The sequence below is a fragment of the Gimesia sp. genome (genome assembly GCF_040219335.1).
In the GTDB taxonomy this organism is placed as follows: domain Bacteria; phylum Planctomycetota; class Planctomycetia; order Planctomycetales; family Planctomycetaceae; genus Gimesia.
In genome coordinates this window covers 167907-183636 of record NZ_JAVJSQ010000006.1, presented here as the reverse complement: position 1 = coordinate 183636, position 15730 = coordinate 167907, and the positions used below count along the sequence as shown (strand labels likewise).

Annotated in this window: 12 protein-coding genes; 5 read left to right on the top strand and 7 right to left on the bottom strand. The window is 53.7% G+C overall.

Features of this window, described 5'->3' with window-relative positions; genetic code table 11:
* Window position 1 precedes the first annotated feature (1 nt).
* Together RID21_RS06845 and RID21_RS06840 are read left to right on the top strand one after the other, a co-directional pair.
* Complete coding sequence (locus RID21_RS06845) at window positions 2-733, top strand: ABC transporter ATP-binding protein (protein ID WP_350187916.1); 732 nt, start codon at window positions 2-4, stop codon at window positions 731-733.
* Window positions 730-1869, top strand: coding sequence for an ABC transporter permease (locus tag RID21_RS06840; protein WP_350187915.1), 1140 nt, complete (start codon window positions 730-732; stop codon window positions 1867-1869). The genes RID21_RS06845 and RID21_RS06840 overlap by 4 nt, the downstream gene beginning before the upstream one ends.
* A gap of 21 nt (window positions 1870-1890) precedes the next feature.
* Here the strand turns inward: RID21_RS06840 and RID21_RS06835 are convergent, their stop codons facing one another.
* The gene (locus tag RID21_RS06835) at window positions 1891-3336 is read right to left on the bottom strand and encodes a DUF1501 domain-containing protein (RefSeq protein WP_145186013.1); all 1446 of its coding nucleotides are present in this window, start codon (window positions 3334-3336) and stop codon (window positions 1891-1893) included.
* Window positions 3337-3801: 465 nt separating this feature from the next.
* On the opposite strand from RID21_RS06835, the gene RID21_RS06830 reads away from it, so the two are divergent.
* Window positions 3802-4089 (top strand): LexA family protein, encoded by a 288-nt coding sequence (locus RID21_RS06830; protein WP_350187914.1) that lies wholly within the window; start codon window positions 3802-3804, stop codon window positions 4087-4089.
* Window positions 4090-4319: 230 nt separating this feature from the next.
* Complete coding sequence (locus RID21_RS06825) at window positions 4320-5666, top strand: DUF1501 domain-containing protein (RefSeq protein ID WP_350187913.1); 1347 nt, start codon at window positions 4320-4322, stop codon at window positions 5664-5666.
* Window positions 5667-5733: 67 nt separating this feature from the next.
* Here the strand turns inward: RID21_RS06825 and RID21_RS06820 are convergent, their stop codons facing one another.
* The 3 genes from RID21_RS06820 to RID21_RS06810 form a co-directional block, all read right to left on the bottom strand.
* Window positions 5734-6720 (bottom strand): DUF1559 domain-containing protein, encoded by a 987-nt coding sequence (locus tag RID21_RS06820; RefSeq protein ID WP_350187912.1) that lies wholly within the window; start codon window positions 6718-6720, stop codon window positions 5734-5736.
* Window positions 6721-6834: 114 nt separating this feature from the next.
* Window positions 6835-7221: a hypothetical protein gene (locus RID21_RS06815; protein WP_350187911.1), complete on the bottom strand. Its 387-nt coding sequence runs from the start codon at window positions 7219-7221 to the stop codon at window positions 6835-6837.
* 110 nt (window positions 7222-7331) lie between these two features.
* Window positions 7332-8363, bottom strand: coding sequence for a DUF1559 domain-containing protein (locus RID21_RS06810; RefSeq protein WP_350187910.1), 1032 nt, complete (start codon window positions 8361-8363; stop codon window positions 7332-7334).
* 686 nt (window positions 8364-9049) lie between these two features.
* Here RID21_RS06810 and RID21_RS06805 point away from each other — a divergent pair.
* A complete protein-coding gene (locus RID21_RS06805; RefSeq protein ID WP_350187909.1) occupies window positions 9050-10363 on the top strand; it encodes a PQQ-binding-like beta-propeller repeat protein in 1314 nt (437 codons plus the stop codon).
* A 393-nt stretch (window positions 10364-10756) separates the two neighbouring features.
* On the opposite strand, the gene RID21_RS06800 is transcribed toward RID21_RS06805, so the two are convergent.
* The 3 genes from RID21_RS06800 to RID21_RS06790 form a co-directional block, all read right to left on the bottom strand.
* Window positions 10757-11251: a hypothetical protein gene (locus RID21_RS06800; protein WP_350187908.1), complete on the bottom strand. Its 495-nt coding sequence runs from the start codon at window positions 11249-11251 to the stop codon at window positions 10757-10759.
* A 26-nt stretch (window positions 11252-11277) separates the two neighbouring features.
* Window positions 11278-12387 (bottom strand): sialidase family protein, encoded by a 1110-nt coding sequence (locus tag RID21_RS06795; protein WP_350187907.1) that lies wholly within the window; start codon window positions 12385-12387, stop codon window positions 11278-11280.
* 94 nt (window positions 12388-12481) lie between these two features.
* Window positions 12482-15649, bottom strand: a complete 3168-nt coding sequence (locus RID21_RS06790; protein ID WP_350187906.1) for an efflux RND transporter permease subunit — start codon at window positions 15647-15649, stop codon at window positions 12482-12484.
* Window positions 15650-15730 lie beyond the last annotated feature (81 nt).

The following is a 15730-nucleotide window of genomic DNA, read 5'->3' as shown; positions in this document are numbered from 1 at the left end:
AATGCCACTGGTTGAAATTCATAATCTGACCAAACAGTATCACAAGGGGGGCGAGACCATCACCCCGCTGAACCAGGTCTCTCTCAACATTGAACAGGGCGAATTTCTTTCGCTGATGGGATCGAGCGGTACCGGAAAATCGACACTACTGAATCTGATCGCCAGCATCGACCGCCCCGACTCGGGTACGATCATCGTGGATGGTGTTGAGATTACCTCATTATCACGGAGCCGCCTGGCTCACTGGAGAGCTGCCCACCTGGGTTACATTTTCCAGACACATAACCTGGTTCCGGTTTTGACCGCGTACGAGAATGTCGAACTCCCACTGCTGCTACTCCCGCTCTCGCGGAACGAGCGACGCAAACGGGTGGAAGTCGCGCTGGAAGCCGTCGACCTGCTGGACCGGGCCGATCATTATCCGCGACAGATGTCAGGTGGGCAGGAACAGCGGGTCGGGATAGCCCGGGCAATCGTCAAACATCCCCTGATTGTCGCGGCTGACGAACCAACGGGTGACCTGGATCCGGAGACCTCAGAACAGATTCTAGATCTGCTCAAACGTCTGAACCGGGAACTGGATATCACCCTGCTGATGGTCACTCACGATGCGGAAGCGGCGACCATCGCAGACCGACAGTTCTATCTGGATCACGGCAAACTGGTACAGCGAAACAACGAGCCAGAGACGGCGCTCTCCGGATCAGGCGTGAGTATCAAGGAGACCCCATGAAACTATTGGGCTATATCGTGAAATCATTGTGGGGACATCGTTCCCGGACCATGCTGACGGTGGCCGGCTCTGCGGTGGCTCTGTTCGTGTTCTGCTTCATCCAATCCATCCAGGAAGGGATGCGCGATCTCAGATCACGGCAGGAAGCAAATGGCTCATTGATCGTATTCCAGGCCAACAAGTTCTGTCCCGCCACGAGTCACCTGCCTCAGGATTACGATCAGCAGATTCAGCAATTCAACGGGGTCAAAGACGTCATTCCAATTCAGGTCTTCACCAACAACTGCCGGGCCAGTCTGGACGTGGTCGTTTTTTATGGCGTTCCCCCGCACAAACTGCGCACCGCACGGGACTTTGAATTCATCCAGGGAGACTGGAACGAGTTCGAGTCACACCAGGATGCCGCTATCGTGGGTCAGGCGGTCGCGGCGCGGCGTGGAATCGAAGTGGGAGATAAATTTTCTATTGGCGATCTCTCTGTGAATGTGGCAGGCATCTATCGCTCGAACAACCCGGCTGAAGAGAATTACATCTACAGTCATCTGGAATTCCTGCAGAGGCGACAGGGAGCGAACCTGGTGGGGACCGTGACACAACTGGAAGTCCTCCTGCAACCAGATGCGGATCTGGAAGCAGTCAGTACCCGCATCGATGACCTCTACCGGGCAGGTCCTGTGGAAACCAATACCCGTTCTAAAGGGGTGTTCCAGGCGAAGAGCCTGGGGGATCTGTCGCAGTTAATCGAGATGGCTCACTACCTGGGTCTGGCTTGTGTAGGACTGGTGCTGGCACTGGTGGCAACGACAACGCTGATGTCGGTCGAAGATCGAATTCAGGAACATGCGGTACTCCGCACACTCGGATTTTCAGGCAGTAAGGTCTTCGGCGTGGTGCTGGCGGAAAGTACGCTTTTGAGTTTGGCGGGCGGAATTCTGGGAGTCGGGATCGCTTTGATCACTCTCAAACTCAGCAGCCTTTCGGTGGGTGCGGAGGCAGTGACCGTCGCGTTCATTCCCTCATTTCGGCTGGCGGGCATCGGCCTGCTGCTCGCACTGGTCACGGGAATGGGCGCGGGGGTTGTCCCTGCCTGGTATGCCTCACGAACCGAGATTGTTCCGGCCCTGCGAAGTGTTTAACCTGCCTGCTTTCCGTACGTATCAGGTGAGCCCTGGAATGGGTTCACCTTCGTAGATATAATGCGGACGGTCGACATCATCCTGCCAGAAAGCGGTCTGGGGCAGGCCCAGTGCCTTGTAGATGGTTGCGGCGAAGTTTTCCGGTTTCTGCGGCTGATCGATGGGGAAGCCGCCGATCTTATCGGTCTTTCCGACAACACGTCCCCCTTTGACTCCACCACCGGCGAGCAGAATAGACTGGGTCGCCCCCCAGTGATCCCGGCCCGGATTTGCATAGACTTTGGCCAGTTGAGAAATCTTGGGAGTGCGACCGAATTCACTGCACATGACAACCAGGGTGTCTTTAAGCTGTCCACTTTCGTGCAGATCATCCAGCAGAGCGGAAACGGCACGGTCGGTGGGAGGCAGAAGCTTGTCTTTGAGATGCGGGAAGATGTTTCCGTGTGTATCCCAGGATTCGTTGTTGCCCAGATTGACCTGCACCAGATTCACGCCCGTCTCAACCAGGCGTCGCGCCATCAGTAGTGACCAACCAAAGGAGTTTTTGCCGTAGCGTTCCTGAATCTTATCGTCTGCACTGGTGACATCCATCGCATAATGCACTTTGTCGTCATTCAGCAGAGAGATCGCTGCGGCGCGGTAGCGGTCGAAACTTTCGACCTGCCCTGCATTGTCCAGCATCTGCCGCTGTGCGCCGAGTTCCTTCAGCAGTTGAATGCGATTACTCATCCTGCTGTGAGTCATCCCCTGGGAGAGTTTGAGGTGCGGTGTCTTGAAGACCCGCTTGTCTGTTCCACCTCGCTGCTGATGGTCGAATGCGTAATCCGGAAAAGCACCGTAGGACTGCGCGTGGAAGGGAGAAGCTTCGATGATCCAGGGATCACGATTGGAACCCATGCGTCCGGCGAACTGTCCGGGAATGACGCGACCGCTGCGATGAACGATTTTATCCGGCAATACGATGGCGGGGGGCAGATTGGTTCGCGAACGGAGTACATCCCCGGCGATGGCGGCAATCGAAGGATGATCGGTAGTCATGGGACGCCCGGGATTGAATCCAGTGGGGATATCCGATCGACCGGTGAGCATGATATGGTGCCCCATCGAATGTTCGTTCGTCCCATGCGACAACGTACGACAGACGGACCAGAGGTGACTGCGCTGCGCGAGCATCGGCAGATGTTCGGAAACCTGCACGCCCGGAGTGCGGGTGGCGATGGGATCGAACTCACCGCGGATCTCCGCGCTCGCATTCGGCTTCATATCAAAACTCTCATGCTGAGAGAGACCGCCGGAGAGGAAGATGAAGATGCAGGACTTTGCAGTACGGTGTTTCGTTCCGCCAGCCGCTTGTGCCCGGAGTGCATCCAGGTGATTGATTCCCATCCCCAGCAGACTCACCGAACCGACTTCGAGTGCGGTCCGACGAGAGATCAGAGGATGGCGGGTGGGACTGTGTGCAGGCATGGTAACTCTCCTGAATCCAAGAGATTGACTCGACAAGCGCAAGCTGATATTCCGGTTCACCTTATATCACATCAATATAATTCAATGTGACAGGCAGTTAAAGTCCAATTGCAACAAAATCATCAACGTTTGTATTTATGTTTTCGTATCCTGGAGCATCCTCTCTGAGGTCAAAAAATATTTGTCCCTGAATACCAGCAGATTCGGCTGATCGACGATGAATAAACCGAACTTGCCTCAAATTTTGATTGACGATCGACGATAAGCCTTATATGCTTTGCCCGTGTTGATTCCCTCCCCATTCACCTGGTGGTGGCCGCGTGTGACTCGCTGAAGGAAGTCACTTTTGAATCATTGCGTTTTTCTTCTTCAAGACCTGTATAGGAATCCGGGTCTGATTCTCAAGGATGATTGTGGGCTCTTTCTGCGCCCTCAGCTGCGCATGTGATGCGCAAGGAGAAATCAATGAACCAGTATCTCACCGATCGTGAACAGAATATTCTGGACTATATAACTCGTGAAATTGACCGGACCGGAATCTCTCCCTCGGTCCAGCAAATCGCTTCTGAATTCGCCATTCCCTCCCCCAACCGGGTCACACGTTATCTGAATGCGCTGGAAGGAAAGGGCTGGATCAGCAGTCATGGTAATACCGCCGGTGGAATCTCGTTGATCGAGAATGATCGGAACTACCGCCTCTCCATCTGTGGTGATGTAGAAGAGGGCCGGATCGACTTTAGAAAACGCTTTTAAAGTCTCTAACTTCGCAGGTATTGCTGTCACAAAAGGTTAAATCTCAGGTCTCATCCCGCTTCTCCACTGAAGTGCGGGTGAGAACCGGTGAATTTCTTAATTTTCTTTTGTTTTCAGCCGATTCTTCTATTCAAACGTCTTGTATTGGTTTACGCTTATATGAGAGGTAACCTGTTACAGGTGCAAGCGTTAGTTAGTTGATGGTTTGGATTCACTGAAAGGGAGCATTGATGCTCAGGCTAGAAGATCAGTCAATTCGTTTATGTGACCGCATGCCCCGCCGCTCTTTCATGCAGATTGGTGGCCTGGCAATGGGTGGAATGTCCCTGCCCCAGATTCTGAAAGCACAGGAACAGTCGGGGAAGCGTTCTTCACACAAAGCCGTCATCATGATTTTTCTCGCCGGTGGTCCGCCTCATCAGGATATGTTCGACCTGAAGCCAGACGCGCCGGATGAAGTCCGCGGTGAATTCAAACCGATTGACACCAACGTCCCCGGGATACAGATCAGCGAACTGATGCCCCGCGTCGCCGGTATGATGGATAAGTTTTCGATCATCCGCTCACTGGTTGGCGCAGAAGGTCGCCACGATTCATTTGAGTGCTGCACCGGTCATCACTTCCGTAGCTCTCAACCTCAGGGAGGCTGGCCCTCTCTGGGATCGGCTCTCTCCCGGGTCGAAGGCCCCGTGCATCCCACAGTCCCTCCCTACATCGATTTATCACACACGATGGCCCACGATCCCTGGAACATTAAGGGTCCCGGCTACCTGGGACTGACACATGCCCCATTCCGTCCCGATGGACGCGTGATGGAGAACATGACGTTGAATTCAATCAATAAGGGACGGCTCTCCGAACGAACGCGACTGCTGGAAGACCTGGACCGTTTCCGCAGGACCTCGGAAACCGGTCTGACCGACGGCACCTACGATGGCTATACGCAGCAGGCACTGGATGTCCTCTCTTCCTCCCGTCTGGTTGAGGCACTGGATCTGGAACGCGAAGACCCCAAAGTCCGCGCCCGCTATGGTAAAGATGATCCCAAGGTTCTCAGCTACAAACTGGACATGGGATACCAGGCGATCATGTCCCGCTTTCTACTGGCCCGCCGGGCAGTGGAAGCAGGCGCACGCTGCGTCACCTGCAGCTTCGCTCACTTCGACTGGCACGGTAATAACTTTGGTCATGCCCGCAAGGTCGTTCCCCTGCTCGACCAGGGAGTCGCAGCCCTGGTTCAGGATCTGCATGATCGTGGCATGGATAAAGATGTAACCGTCTTAGTCTGGGGCGAATTTGGTCGCACACCTAAAATCAACAAAAACGCTGGCCGTGATCACTGGCCCCGCGTGCACGCCGCCCTGATGGCCGGCGGAGGCATGCAGACAGGCCAGGTGATCGGTTCGACTAACCGACTGGGTGAGGAAGCCGTTGATCGCCCCGTGCATATGCAGGAAGTCTTCGCGACGCTGTATCACAATCTGGGCATCGATGTCGCGTCCACGACAATCGAAGACAACAACGGACGTCCTCAGTACCTGATCGATCAGCAAACTCCGATCCGGGAACTCGTGTGACACATTGAGTCGTTCCGAATGACACTGCATTTCTGATTGCCAAGAGTTGGTATAATCCTCCGTCAACTCAAGGACTAAAGTTCGTCGATTCCTGACCGTCTGCGGTTCCAAGTTCCAGGTAGACGCGGGAGCTCATGTTTTCGCTGAGAAAATGGACTGAGCCATCCGCGAAACCGAAATGGGCGCCCCCTTCATGGTCGGAACCAGCCGACTGGTAGAAACTATTGTTAAAGCCCCCTGCAGTTCCCCCGGAAATCCCGGTATCAAACATGGTAGCCACACCACCAGCGGCCCAACAATCCTGGCTCGATTTCGGAGCACTGGTACTGTGCAGCTTCTGCAGTTCTCCGGTCATGATGGTATTGGAAGTGCCGTCATCGACGTCGCGAATCGCGGTATCGCTGTTCACAGAGAACATCCCCAGAAAGGCACCACTGCCTCCCCCGAACGTGCCGATCAGCGAATCGGTACGGTGCGTCAGATGAAAGTAATCACCATCGGCCCAGCCATTTCCACCGCCAATGCAGGTTCCATAATCGGAGCCCCCTTTGACAAACCGGTTGGACGGTAATGTTGAACCCGCTACCGGATTTTCTCCGAGCATGATTCTGTCATCAACTTTACGGATCTTACTGCGGCGCGTAGGGCAATAGAACAAAGGAATGTCATTCTCTGCCAGACTGCGATTGCCCATCACGTTGGTGTTGAAGTTCCATTTATTGTAGAGCGGGGCCTGGTCCACATAGGGGAGAATCTGGACCATCCAGCTCGTCCCATGTAAACCGGTCCCAGGAGTTTTGCCAGCATCTCCCCAGACATTGTAAGCACTGGAGGTCGCCGTTGTAGCGATCGCTCCCGGCGGAAACAGTCCATGTGTTTCGTGATAATTGTGCAGCGCGAGCGCCAGCTGCTTCATGTTGTTTTTACAGGTACTGCGGCGGGCGGCCTCACGCGCCTGCTGGACAGCAGGCAGTAGAAGTGAGATTAAGATAGCAATGATCGCGATGACCACCAGCAGTTCGATGAGCGTAAAGCCCGATCTTCGATAGCGCATTACAGGGCCCTTTAGATAAAAAAGAAATGAATATGAGCAGAATGCAATTACTTTATCTAAAAAGAATGTTTGAGTCGTTCAATTATCGCTGTTGAGTGGAAGCCTCCTCGCAAATCATTTCGATGAGAGATCAAAATTGATTTCATTCTCTCCGGATTTCACCTGAGCAGTCAGTTCCGTTTCGTCACTGTAATTCGGAGGGATGGTCTCTTTTTCATTGACCAGTTTGCTGACGACTACCTTATGGTCCCCCAGGGCTGCCCCTTTTTCATCGCGAATATAGACCAGCTCGTATTTGCCGGCACTATCGGTTTTACCCGATGAAGCACGGACTGCATCCGGCATGAACGTGACATAAGCATCCGCCAGCGGCGCTCCGTCCATGGTAATTGTCCCTGTCACATTCCCCAGGTCCGGCGAATCACTGCCGCCACACGCGGTGCACAACAGCATCATTCCCAGACACAAACCGGCCGACCAGATCATTTTCAGTTTCTGCATATTTCGCTATCCTTTTCAGGCTGTATTATTGAGACTGCAGGCAGACACAGCGTCTCTAAAGAATGCTGTGCCTACCCCCGTCAGGTTAGACCATTCTCGTCAGCTATAGTTTAGAACTCACCTGCAACTTTATTCCCGTCGGCGGTGCCAATCCGGTTAAAGGTCGTATTATCAATGTTCTCGCTGATAAAGCGGACGGAGCCATCGGCCATGCCGAAATGAGCGCCCCCTACATGGTCGCTGCCAGGCGCCTCGTACTGGCCGCCATTAATACCACGGTTATTTCCGCTGCCGTTCTCTGAACTGCTGCCTGCCGTATCGGTGTTGAAGATATTCGCAACTCCCCCCGCGGCCCAGCCGTCCAGACTCAGCGAAGCGTCGTTTCCGCGCAGACGCTGCATTTCACCTGTCATCAGGGTATTGGTAGTCCCGTCCTTCACGTCGCGTATCTGGGTATCGCTGTTGGGATAGAAAATGCCCAGGTGTCCGCCCGAGAATGTACCCATCCATTCACTGCTCGCACCAACCCCCAGCGATTCATGACCGGTCCCACTGAAACCGTCACCAAAGCCGTTTCCAGCACCTTTACACCCGCCGTAGTCGTTCCCCCCTTTCTGGAAGGGGTTGGTGATCGTGGTGGAACCGGGTGTTTCATCCAACTGCAGTTTCTGATCAACTTTGCGAACCTTGCTGCGGCGGGTCGGGCAGTAAAAGATCGGGATATCGGTTTCTGCAACCGCACGGTTCCCCATCACGTTGGTGTTGAAGTTCCACTGGTTGTAGACATTGGCCTGATCGACAAAGGGCAGGATCTGCAACATCCAGCTCGTACCGTGATAGCTCACGGGAGACATGCTTCCGGCCTCCATCCAGTCCCGCCAGCGGACCGTGTTACCACTTCCCCCATTGGTCAGAGTGACAATGGATCCTGGAGGAAAGACGCCATGTGTCTCATGATAATTGTGCAGCGCCAGTCCAATCTGTTTCAGATTGTTTTTACAGGTACTGCGTCGCGCCGCTTCCCGCGCTGACTGCACCGCCGGCAGTAACAGGGCAATCAAGATTGCAATAATCGCGATCACCACCAGTAGTTCAATCAGAGTAAAGCCCTTTTGGTATTTCTGCTTGTTTGTCATCAACATAACGCCTCCCGCACCAAGGAATAGAAAAAGGAAAAATAGAACCACACCACATCTGGTGAGTTAAGAAAAGCAGTCGAATTTTTGAATTAAGAAATGAAAGCTGAAAGGCTCTAACACCAGGCAATCCCTTACCAATCAAGTACACTACTTCTAATAGAACACTATTAGTTGAACAGTAGTGTTTTTATTTAAACAAATTTTTTCGAATAATCAAAATATTTACACCAAATTCCCCGTAAAACATAAATTTACAAAGACTTACTTAACCTTAATTACAGCATTGTTTATTAATGGTTTCTTAATATCTAGTTAAGATCACGCTTACCAACTACTTAGGCCCGCAGACCCTGTTCACTATTTCTAATTTTTAATAGAGGAGTCAGCGATAGAAAATACGGGCATTGATCAGTTTCTTACACTGCATAACCCGCTGGAATATCTCGCCTTAAACTTGCATCTCACTGTTGAATTAAACACAGTTAAAGTCTCGATCAGAATCGGAGGTCTCTGATTTTAAAACTGTCCATTTCACCGAAGTCTGCTGGAATTGAGACTCAAACGCGCACCAGGATGATCTGCAGCGTGCAGACAGGTATAATCGGGATATGGAATTTCAACACGTTGGGACTTTATGTCTTTACGACGGTCTCTCTTCTGCTGCCGCCAAAAATAAGGAACACTCACACATGCTTTTGCGATTTTTCTCCTGTGCCGCCGTCGTCCTATTCAGCACCGCGCTCGCTTCCGCGGAAGACTGGTCTCAATGGCTGGGGCCGGACCGCTCCAGCGTCTGGGAAGCAAAGGATATCGTTGAATCGTTTCCACAATCAGGACTGAAAGTCGAATGGCGTGTGCCTGTCGGCCTGGGCTACAGCGGTCCTGCTGTCGTCGACGACAAAGTCTATGTGCTGGACTATGTCAAAGATTCAGGCGAGGTAGTCAACAACCCGGGGGGCACATCCAAGATTGAAGGTAAGGAGCGCGTGCTCTGTGTTTCTGCAGAGAATGGCAAAACAATCTGGGAATATGACTACAGTTGCCCCTACGATATTTCCTATGCAGCCGGCCCCCGTTGTACTCCTACCGTGGCAGACGGCAAAGTCTATGCTCTCGGAGCAGAAGGAAATCTCACCTGCCTGGACGCCGCTACTGGAAAGTTAATCTGGAGCAAAGATTTCAAAAAGGAATACCAGTCCAAAACGCCGTTCTGGGGACATGCTGCCAGCCCGCTTGTTGATGGCGAAGTGGTTTACTGCCTGGTTGGTGGTCCGGGTTCGGTTGCAGTGGCGTTTGATAAAAACACCGGCAAAGAACTCTGGCGGGCTCTGGACAACGACGATATCGGTTACTGTCCGCCAACCATGATTACACACGAAGGTGTCAAACAACTGTTGATCTGGCATCCGAAGTCACTGAATTCGCTCAATCCTGAAACGGGTCAGGTCTACTGGTCACTCCCTCTTAAACCCCAATACAACATGTCGGTGACGGTTCCCCGGAAACAGGAAAATTTCCTGTATGTCTCCGGAATCGGCGACGAAGCGGCCTGGATCGAACTGAAGGGAAAAGCCAAGCCTGAAATTGCCTGGAAGGGTAGGACCCGCGAAGCACTGTTCTGCTGCAACAGCACACCGTTCATTGTGGGAGACACAATCTACGGCAGTGACATTCAGTCGGGCGACTTTGTCGCAGTCAGCCTTAAAGATGGCAAACGCCTGTGGGCCTCCAAGGAAGTGACTCAGGCAGGTCGTCGGGACCGTCATGCGACGGCCTTCATCGTCAAACACGACGATCATTTCTTCCTGTTTACTGAAAAGGGAGACCTCGTACTCGCTGACCTGTCGCCCAGCGGATACAAGGAAATCAGCCGCTTCCACGTTCTGGAGCCGACGAACGAGGCCTTCGGTCGTCCCGTCGTCTGGAGCCATCCCGCGTTTGCAAATCAGTCGCTGTTCGCCCGCAACGATAAGGAACTGGTACGCGTGAGTCTGAAGAAGTAACGCTCTTCGAACTATTGTTGGGACGTATTCGCCGTCTGCTGTTTCCTCGAACGGAATTCAGCAGGCGGCTTTTTTATGCCTTCAGGCGTCCAGGATCGCTCCCATTAGAATCAGTACAGGATCATCTGCAGGAAGATTCTCAGCATCATAGATTGCCCGCGTCCCCCCTCTCAGACACTCTTTCACGCGTAATTCGGAAGCATTTTCCTCCAAAAGCCTGCTGATGTTCTGCACAAGGAGTTCACGTAACCAGCTTGAAAGTTCTGATTCCCGCGATGACTGTGCCAATGTTTTCAGTCTCAATAACTGTTCGCGTAATTCTGGGGGCATGGTCAAGCTTATAAGATGGATACCTGAGGAATATATTTGAATGCTAAATGTTCAGAGCAGACTTCAATGAGTTGAACCTGTTTGTGATTGTTGACCGGAGAGTTCCGAATCTGTCTCCGTACGGATTGACCAGTTGTTCCAGTTGCCTGGTCCAAAGAGAATCAGTACGAGAATTGTCAGCAAGACCGCAGCGATGGCCGCACCAAAGGCGGTCTGGAATGCGGTATCAAGTTCCCAGGGTCTCTGGAATAGAGAGTCGAGCCTGGTTTCTGCGGTGGTTGTGCATTGGGGAAAGAGCTGATAGCCCCACAGCGGACCGGTGATTACACATAATTCGGAGATCAGCAGCAGTTGTGGCTGTTGACGGAACTCCCATAAATAAATCAGGGATAAGGGGAGTAGCGAGCAAACAATAGAATCGAGCCTGTAATATACGGCAGTCGGCAGATGGGTGTCCGGGAATGTGTGCAACCAGCAAGTGAGACCACAAAGCCAGCCGACGAACGCACCGAGAGTCGAGAGCAGCAGTAGCTTCAGAATTGTCTGCAGTTTGTACATTTCATCTCGCTCAAGTGGCAACTAACTCACTTGGTTACAGCCGCCGGTGCTTTCCAGACCGTCACTCCCAGGTGATAACCTTGATGCAGGGGCGAATTGTTCGAATACCAGGCGGTCACAATGTCACCGTTCGCTTTCTGCACGCTGGAGGGATAGCCACAGTCCCCACCATCGGCCGTATGGGCCAGTCGCAGGGGACTGCTCCAGGTCTGACCGTCATCGCTGCTGAGTTTGGCACAGACACCACGCTTGCCGTTTACCCGGACACCGTAACTGAGCAGTAATCCCCCGTCCTTTAGTCGCAGCAGGTGCCCGTTGATTTCGTTACGTTCGGTCACCGGCAGCGGTTTCTGCCAGGTCGTTCCATTATCGTCACTGCGAATCAACTCCATTTTATCTACACGGGCTGCAGCCAGCCACTTGTTTTCGCCCAACGGAAACAGGTCCGTCTCATTGTGTCGGTCACCGATAATGGATACCGGCTGCCAGGTCCAGCCGTCGTCTTCGCTACGAAAATGCCAGGAACGCCAGCCACTGGTACGAGTAGACAGGGTGGGGTCTTTGAATTTCCCCTGATAGCAGGAGACGTGCAAGGCACCATCACTGCCTGCCCAGATATCACCAAAGGGAATAAATTCCGACCAGCCGGGCTCGGCAGTTGGAAAGACATCCCGCTGCTCCCAGGTGCGTCCCCCATCCTGAGAACGCAAAACCCAGTTAAGTAAAATATCATCGCGAAATGGAGCCTGCTTGGGTCGTTCGGGTTGCCTGTGATTGGTCCAGCCGGAACAGAGCACAACCAGATCGCCGTTGCTGGCGACTCCCGCCGCATGATTCATCCGCACCGTCCCGGGTTTGTGCCGGGTAATCGTACTTCGTTTCTCCCATGCGATCCCATCGGAACTGGCCCAGCAGTCAATGTCCCCTTCCTGCTGTCCATGACTGGGTTGATTGTGGAATACCACAACGATCGTTCCATCGGGGAGCAGCGTCAGATTAGGCCAGGCACAAACATTCTTGACGGCAACGACCTGTTTGACAATTTTCGGTTCTGCTGCAGGTTCAGCTGAATTAGTAATGCTGGCAGTGAACCAGGTAGTCAGAACGAGCAGGGTAAAAAGCAGGCAGTGACGCATCATCTCTCCCGGAATTTCAGTTGATTGAAAAAAGGCTTTACCAGCCTTGATCGTAATCAATCACACACCGGGATGCACGAAAACTCTGAACTAATTATCGTAAAGCAGGTAAGCGGTCTTTAAGCTTCGAGAAGAGTGTGGAGCCCTCTCCTTCGGGAACCGGATCTTCTGCGCCTGCCCGCAGAGGACAATTGCGACACATCACCAGAATGTAGGCCGAGGGGATGAAGTAGAGTGCCAGTAAGGTCGCTCCACCGACGCCCCCCGCGATCGTAATCGCCAGGGGAGGCCAGAAGCCGCCTCCCGCCAGCACCAGGGGAATGAATCCAGCGACCGTCGTCAGGGAGGTCGCGACGACGTGCCGCGTTGAACGCAGAACAACATCGCGGACGACAACCCGATCCCCTTTGCTGGCCCGTGGATTCGCGCGAAGTTCCGCCAGCACCACGATGGCATCATTAATCGCGACCCCTGCCAGACCCATAGAACCGACGATCGCCATAAAACCGAAGGGAAAACCGAACAGCCAGAGCATGCCCAGCCCCAGACCGATCGAGAGGATCCCAACGGCCCCCACCAGTCCTGCGACCCGAAACGAGGAAAACGAGAGCACCAGTGTGGCAACCATTAACACCATCAGCACGCCAACGTTGGCCATCAGGTTTCCGACAGCATCATCCCGCTTGGAAGCCTCCCCACCCCATTCCAGGCGATAGCCGGGCGGGAGTTCATAGCCGGCCTGCTGCAGTCGTTTCTGAAAATCAGACAGCACCTTTGCGGGTAGCACACCGGCTTTGATATAAGCTTGCACCTCGTTCATGCGTTCCCCGTTGAAATGGGAGATCGCTGCGATCTCGGACGACATTCTGACATCGGCAATTGCAGTCAGGGGAACATACTGTGCCTGACCGTCAGGGGTCTTCTTACTGGAGATCAGCTGCAGTGATGCAATATTATCAAGCGATCCCCGGCGGTCGTGAGGTACGCGAATTCGCACCGGCAGTTCCTCAGTCTCTTCCAGGATGCTGCCCCCCAAAGCCCCTTCTAGGGCCGCATTGAGCTGCCGTGAAACCTCAGCATGGTCCAGCCCCGCGAGCCGTGCCTGCTCTTCATCAATCTTGAGTGTGAGTTTCGGAAGCGGGTCGGCCAACTCCGCTTTGTGGTGCAGGACATCAGGTGTCTGACTGAGTATGGTGCGAAGTTCATCGCCACTCTGGCTGAGTTGATGCAGGTCGGGCCCAAACAAACGGACTTCAATCGGCGCATCGAAAGGAGGCCCCTGCTCCAGCTGACGGACGAGGACCCGCGAATGCGGTACTTTTCGATCTAACTCCTGCTGCAGTTCGTGAATCAGCTCCTGTCCGCCGTGCGCTGAGTTGAGTTGCACCAGTGCCTGGGCGAAATTGGAACTGTTCTCCCGCTTGGCGATGATGTTGTAATAGAACTGAGGAGCACTCTCCCCCAGAAACCATTCGATCCCTCTGACCTGGGGATGCGCAAGGACCACCTCACGGATGGCAGCGATGGTCTCCCGCGTTTCCGCAAGGGAAGCATGAGCGCTGAGTTCCAGCTCGATGTTGATCTGATCTCTGTCGGCAGGGGGAAAGAACTGTTCGGGCAAAGAACCGGCCACAATGAAGCCACTGATCGGCAGGATGCAACCCAGACCGACTCCGAGTATCGGTTTGGAAAACAGAAAATCGAGTGATTTCGAATACGCGTTCCGCAATCCCGCATGACTGAAACCCACCTGCCACCAGTGACTGGCCTCTGGATCTTCTTCAGGGTCAGCAAACAGGGCAGCGATCGCAGGAATGACCGTCATCGCGAGGAAGAACGAACTACAGATAGCCAGAATCACGCTGATCGCGATCGAGCCCACAAATTCTCCCGCCGGTCCTGGCATGAGTGCGATTGGTGCAAATGCGAGGGCCGTGGTCAGAGTTGATCCCAGCAGGGGAACCGCCAGATGCTTGACCGTTGAGATCACGGCATCTTCGGGAGCCATGCGGGCATGCAGCTTGGAACGGACTTCATCGACCACTACAATCGCGTTGTCGATCAAAAGTCCCAGCGCGATAATCAGCCCGGTCACCGACATCTGGTGAATGGGAATGTCCAGCATCCGCAGTCCTGCGAGAACCATGAAAGCCGATAGTGGTAATGCGGTGCCAATCACCAGCGCATTCCGCCAGCCCATCATGAAGACGATCACCACAATTACAGCCAGTCCACCAAACAGCAGGTTCCAGACCAGCCCACTCAGACGGGCTTCAACGTAGCGGTTCTGGTCGAACAGCATCTGCACCTGCACATCATCGGCAAGAGACTGTTCAAACTCGCGAATGACGTTTTTCGCCGCCTGGCTCCAATGATCGATGCGCATATTATCCCGAACAAACATTCCCAGGGTCACCGCGGGTTTCCCATCAGCGACCACCAGGCTGCTCAAGGGCTGTGCTACCCCTTTGTGAATCGTCGCGATATCTCCCAATTGAACCGAATGTCCTTCCGAGCCGAACTGCACCGGAGTACGGGCGATTCGCGCCAGGGAATTGAGTTCGGAATCGACGTCGATCAGCAGATCACTTTTCTGTCCCCGGAGTAGTCCTGCTGTCAGCTTGGCATCGGAGGCCTCCACCTGCTGGGCAATTTGCTCAACACTCAATCCAAGCGTCGCCACCCGGTCCGGTTGAATCTCGACCAGAATTTCTTCATCGGGATCGCCAAAGGTGTCGATATCTTCGGTGCCGGAAACGGCCCGCAGGCGATCTTCCAGCTGTTTAGCCGACCGACGGAGCACAGCGTAGTTAACCGGGTTCGGATTATCCCAGACCAGCGCCACGATCAGGGCGTAGGCTTTGACGTCCATCTCTTCGAATTCGGGCTCTTTCGCTCCCGAGGGGAACTCGACACGGGCATCATCGATTTTATCGCGAATCCGCGACCAGACTTCATCTACCTCGTAGACATCGTCGCGGAGTTCGATGGTAATCGTGGACATTCCCGAGCGGGAGATGGACCGCAGTTCCTTGATCTCGTCGATCTCGCGGAGTTCTTCTTCGATCTTCTCAGAGACCAGCGATTCAACGCGCGTAGCATCGGCACCGGGAAAGCGGGTCTGCACCAGAGCCGAGCGTTTGGTGAGTACGGGATCTTCCATACGGGGCAGTATATAGAAGCTCGACAGTCCGGCGACGGTAATCAGGGCCATCAGCAGAATCAGTAAGCGGCGGTTGCGATAGAATAAGCCTTCCAGCATTTCTGATTTTCCCATTCTGTCCTGAAAGGTTGCAGGCTGAGGCTCAACGTGTGCTTTTGAACTGGATCAGTGATTTCCATG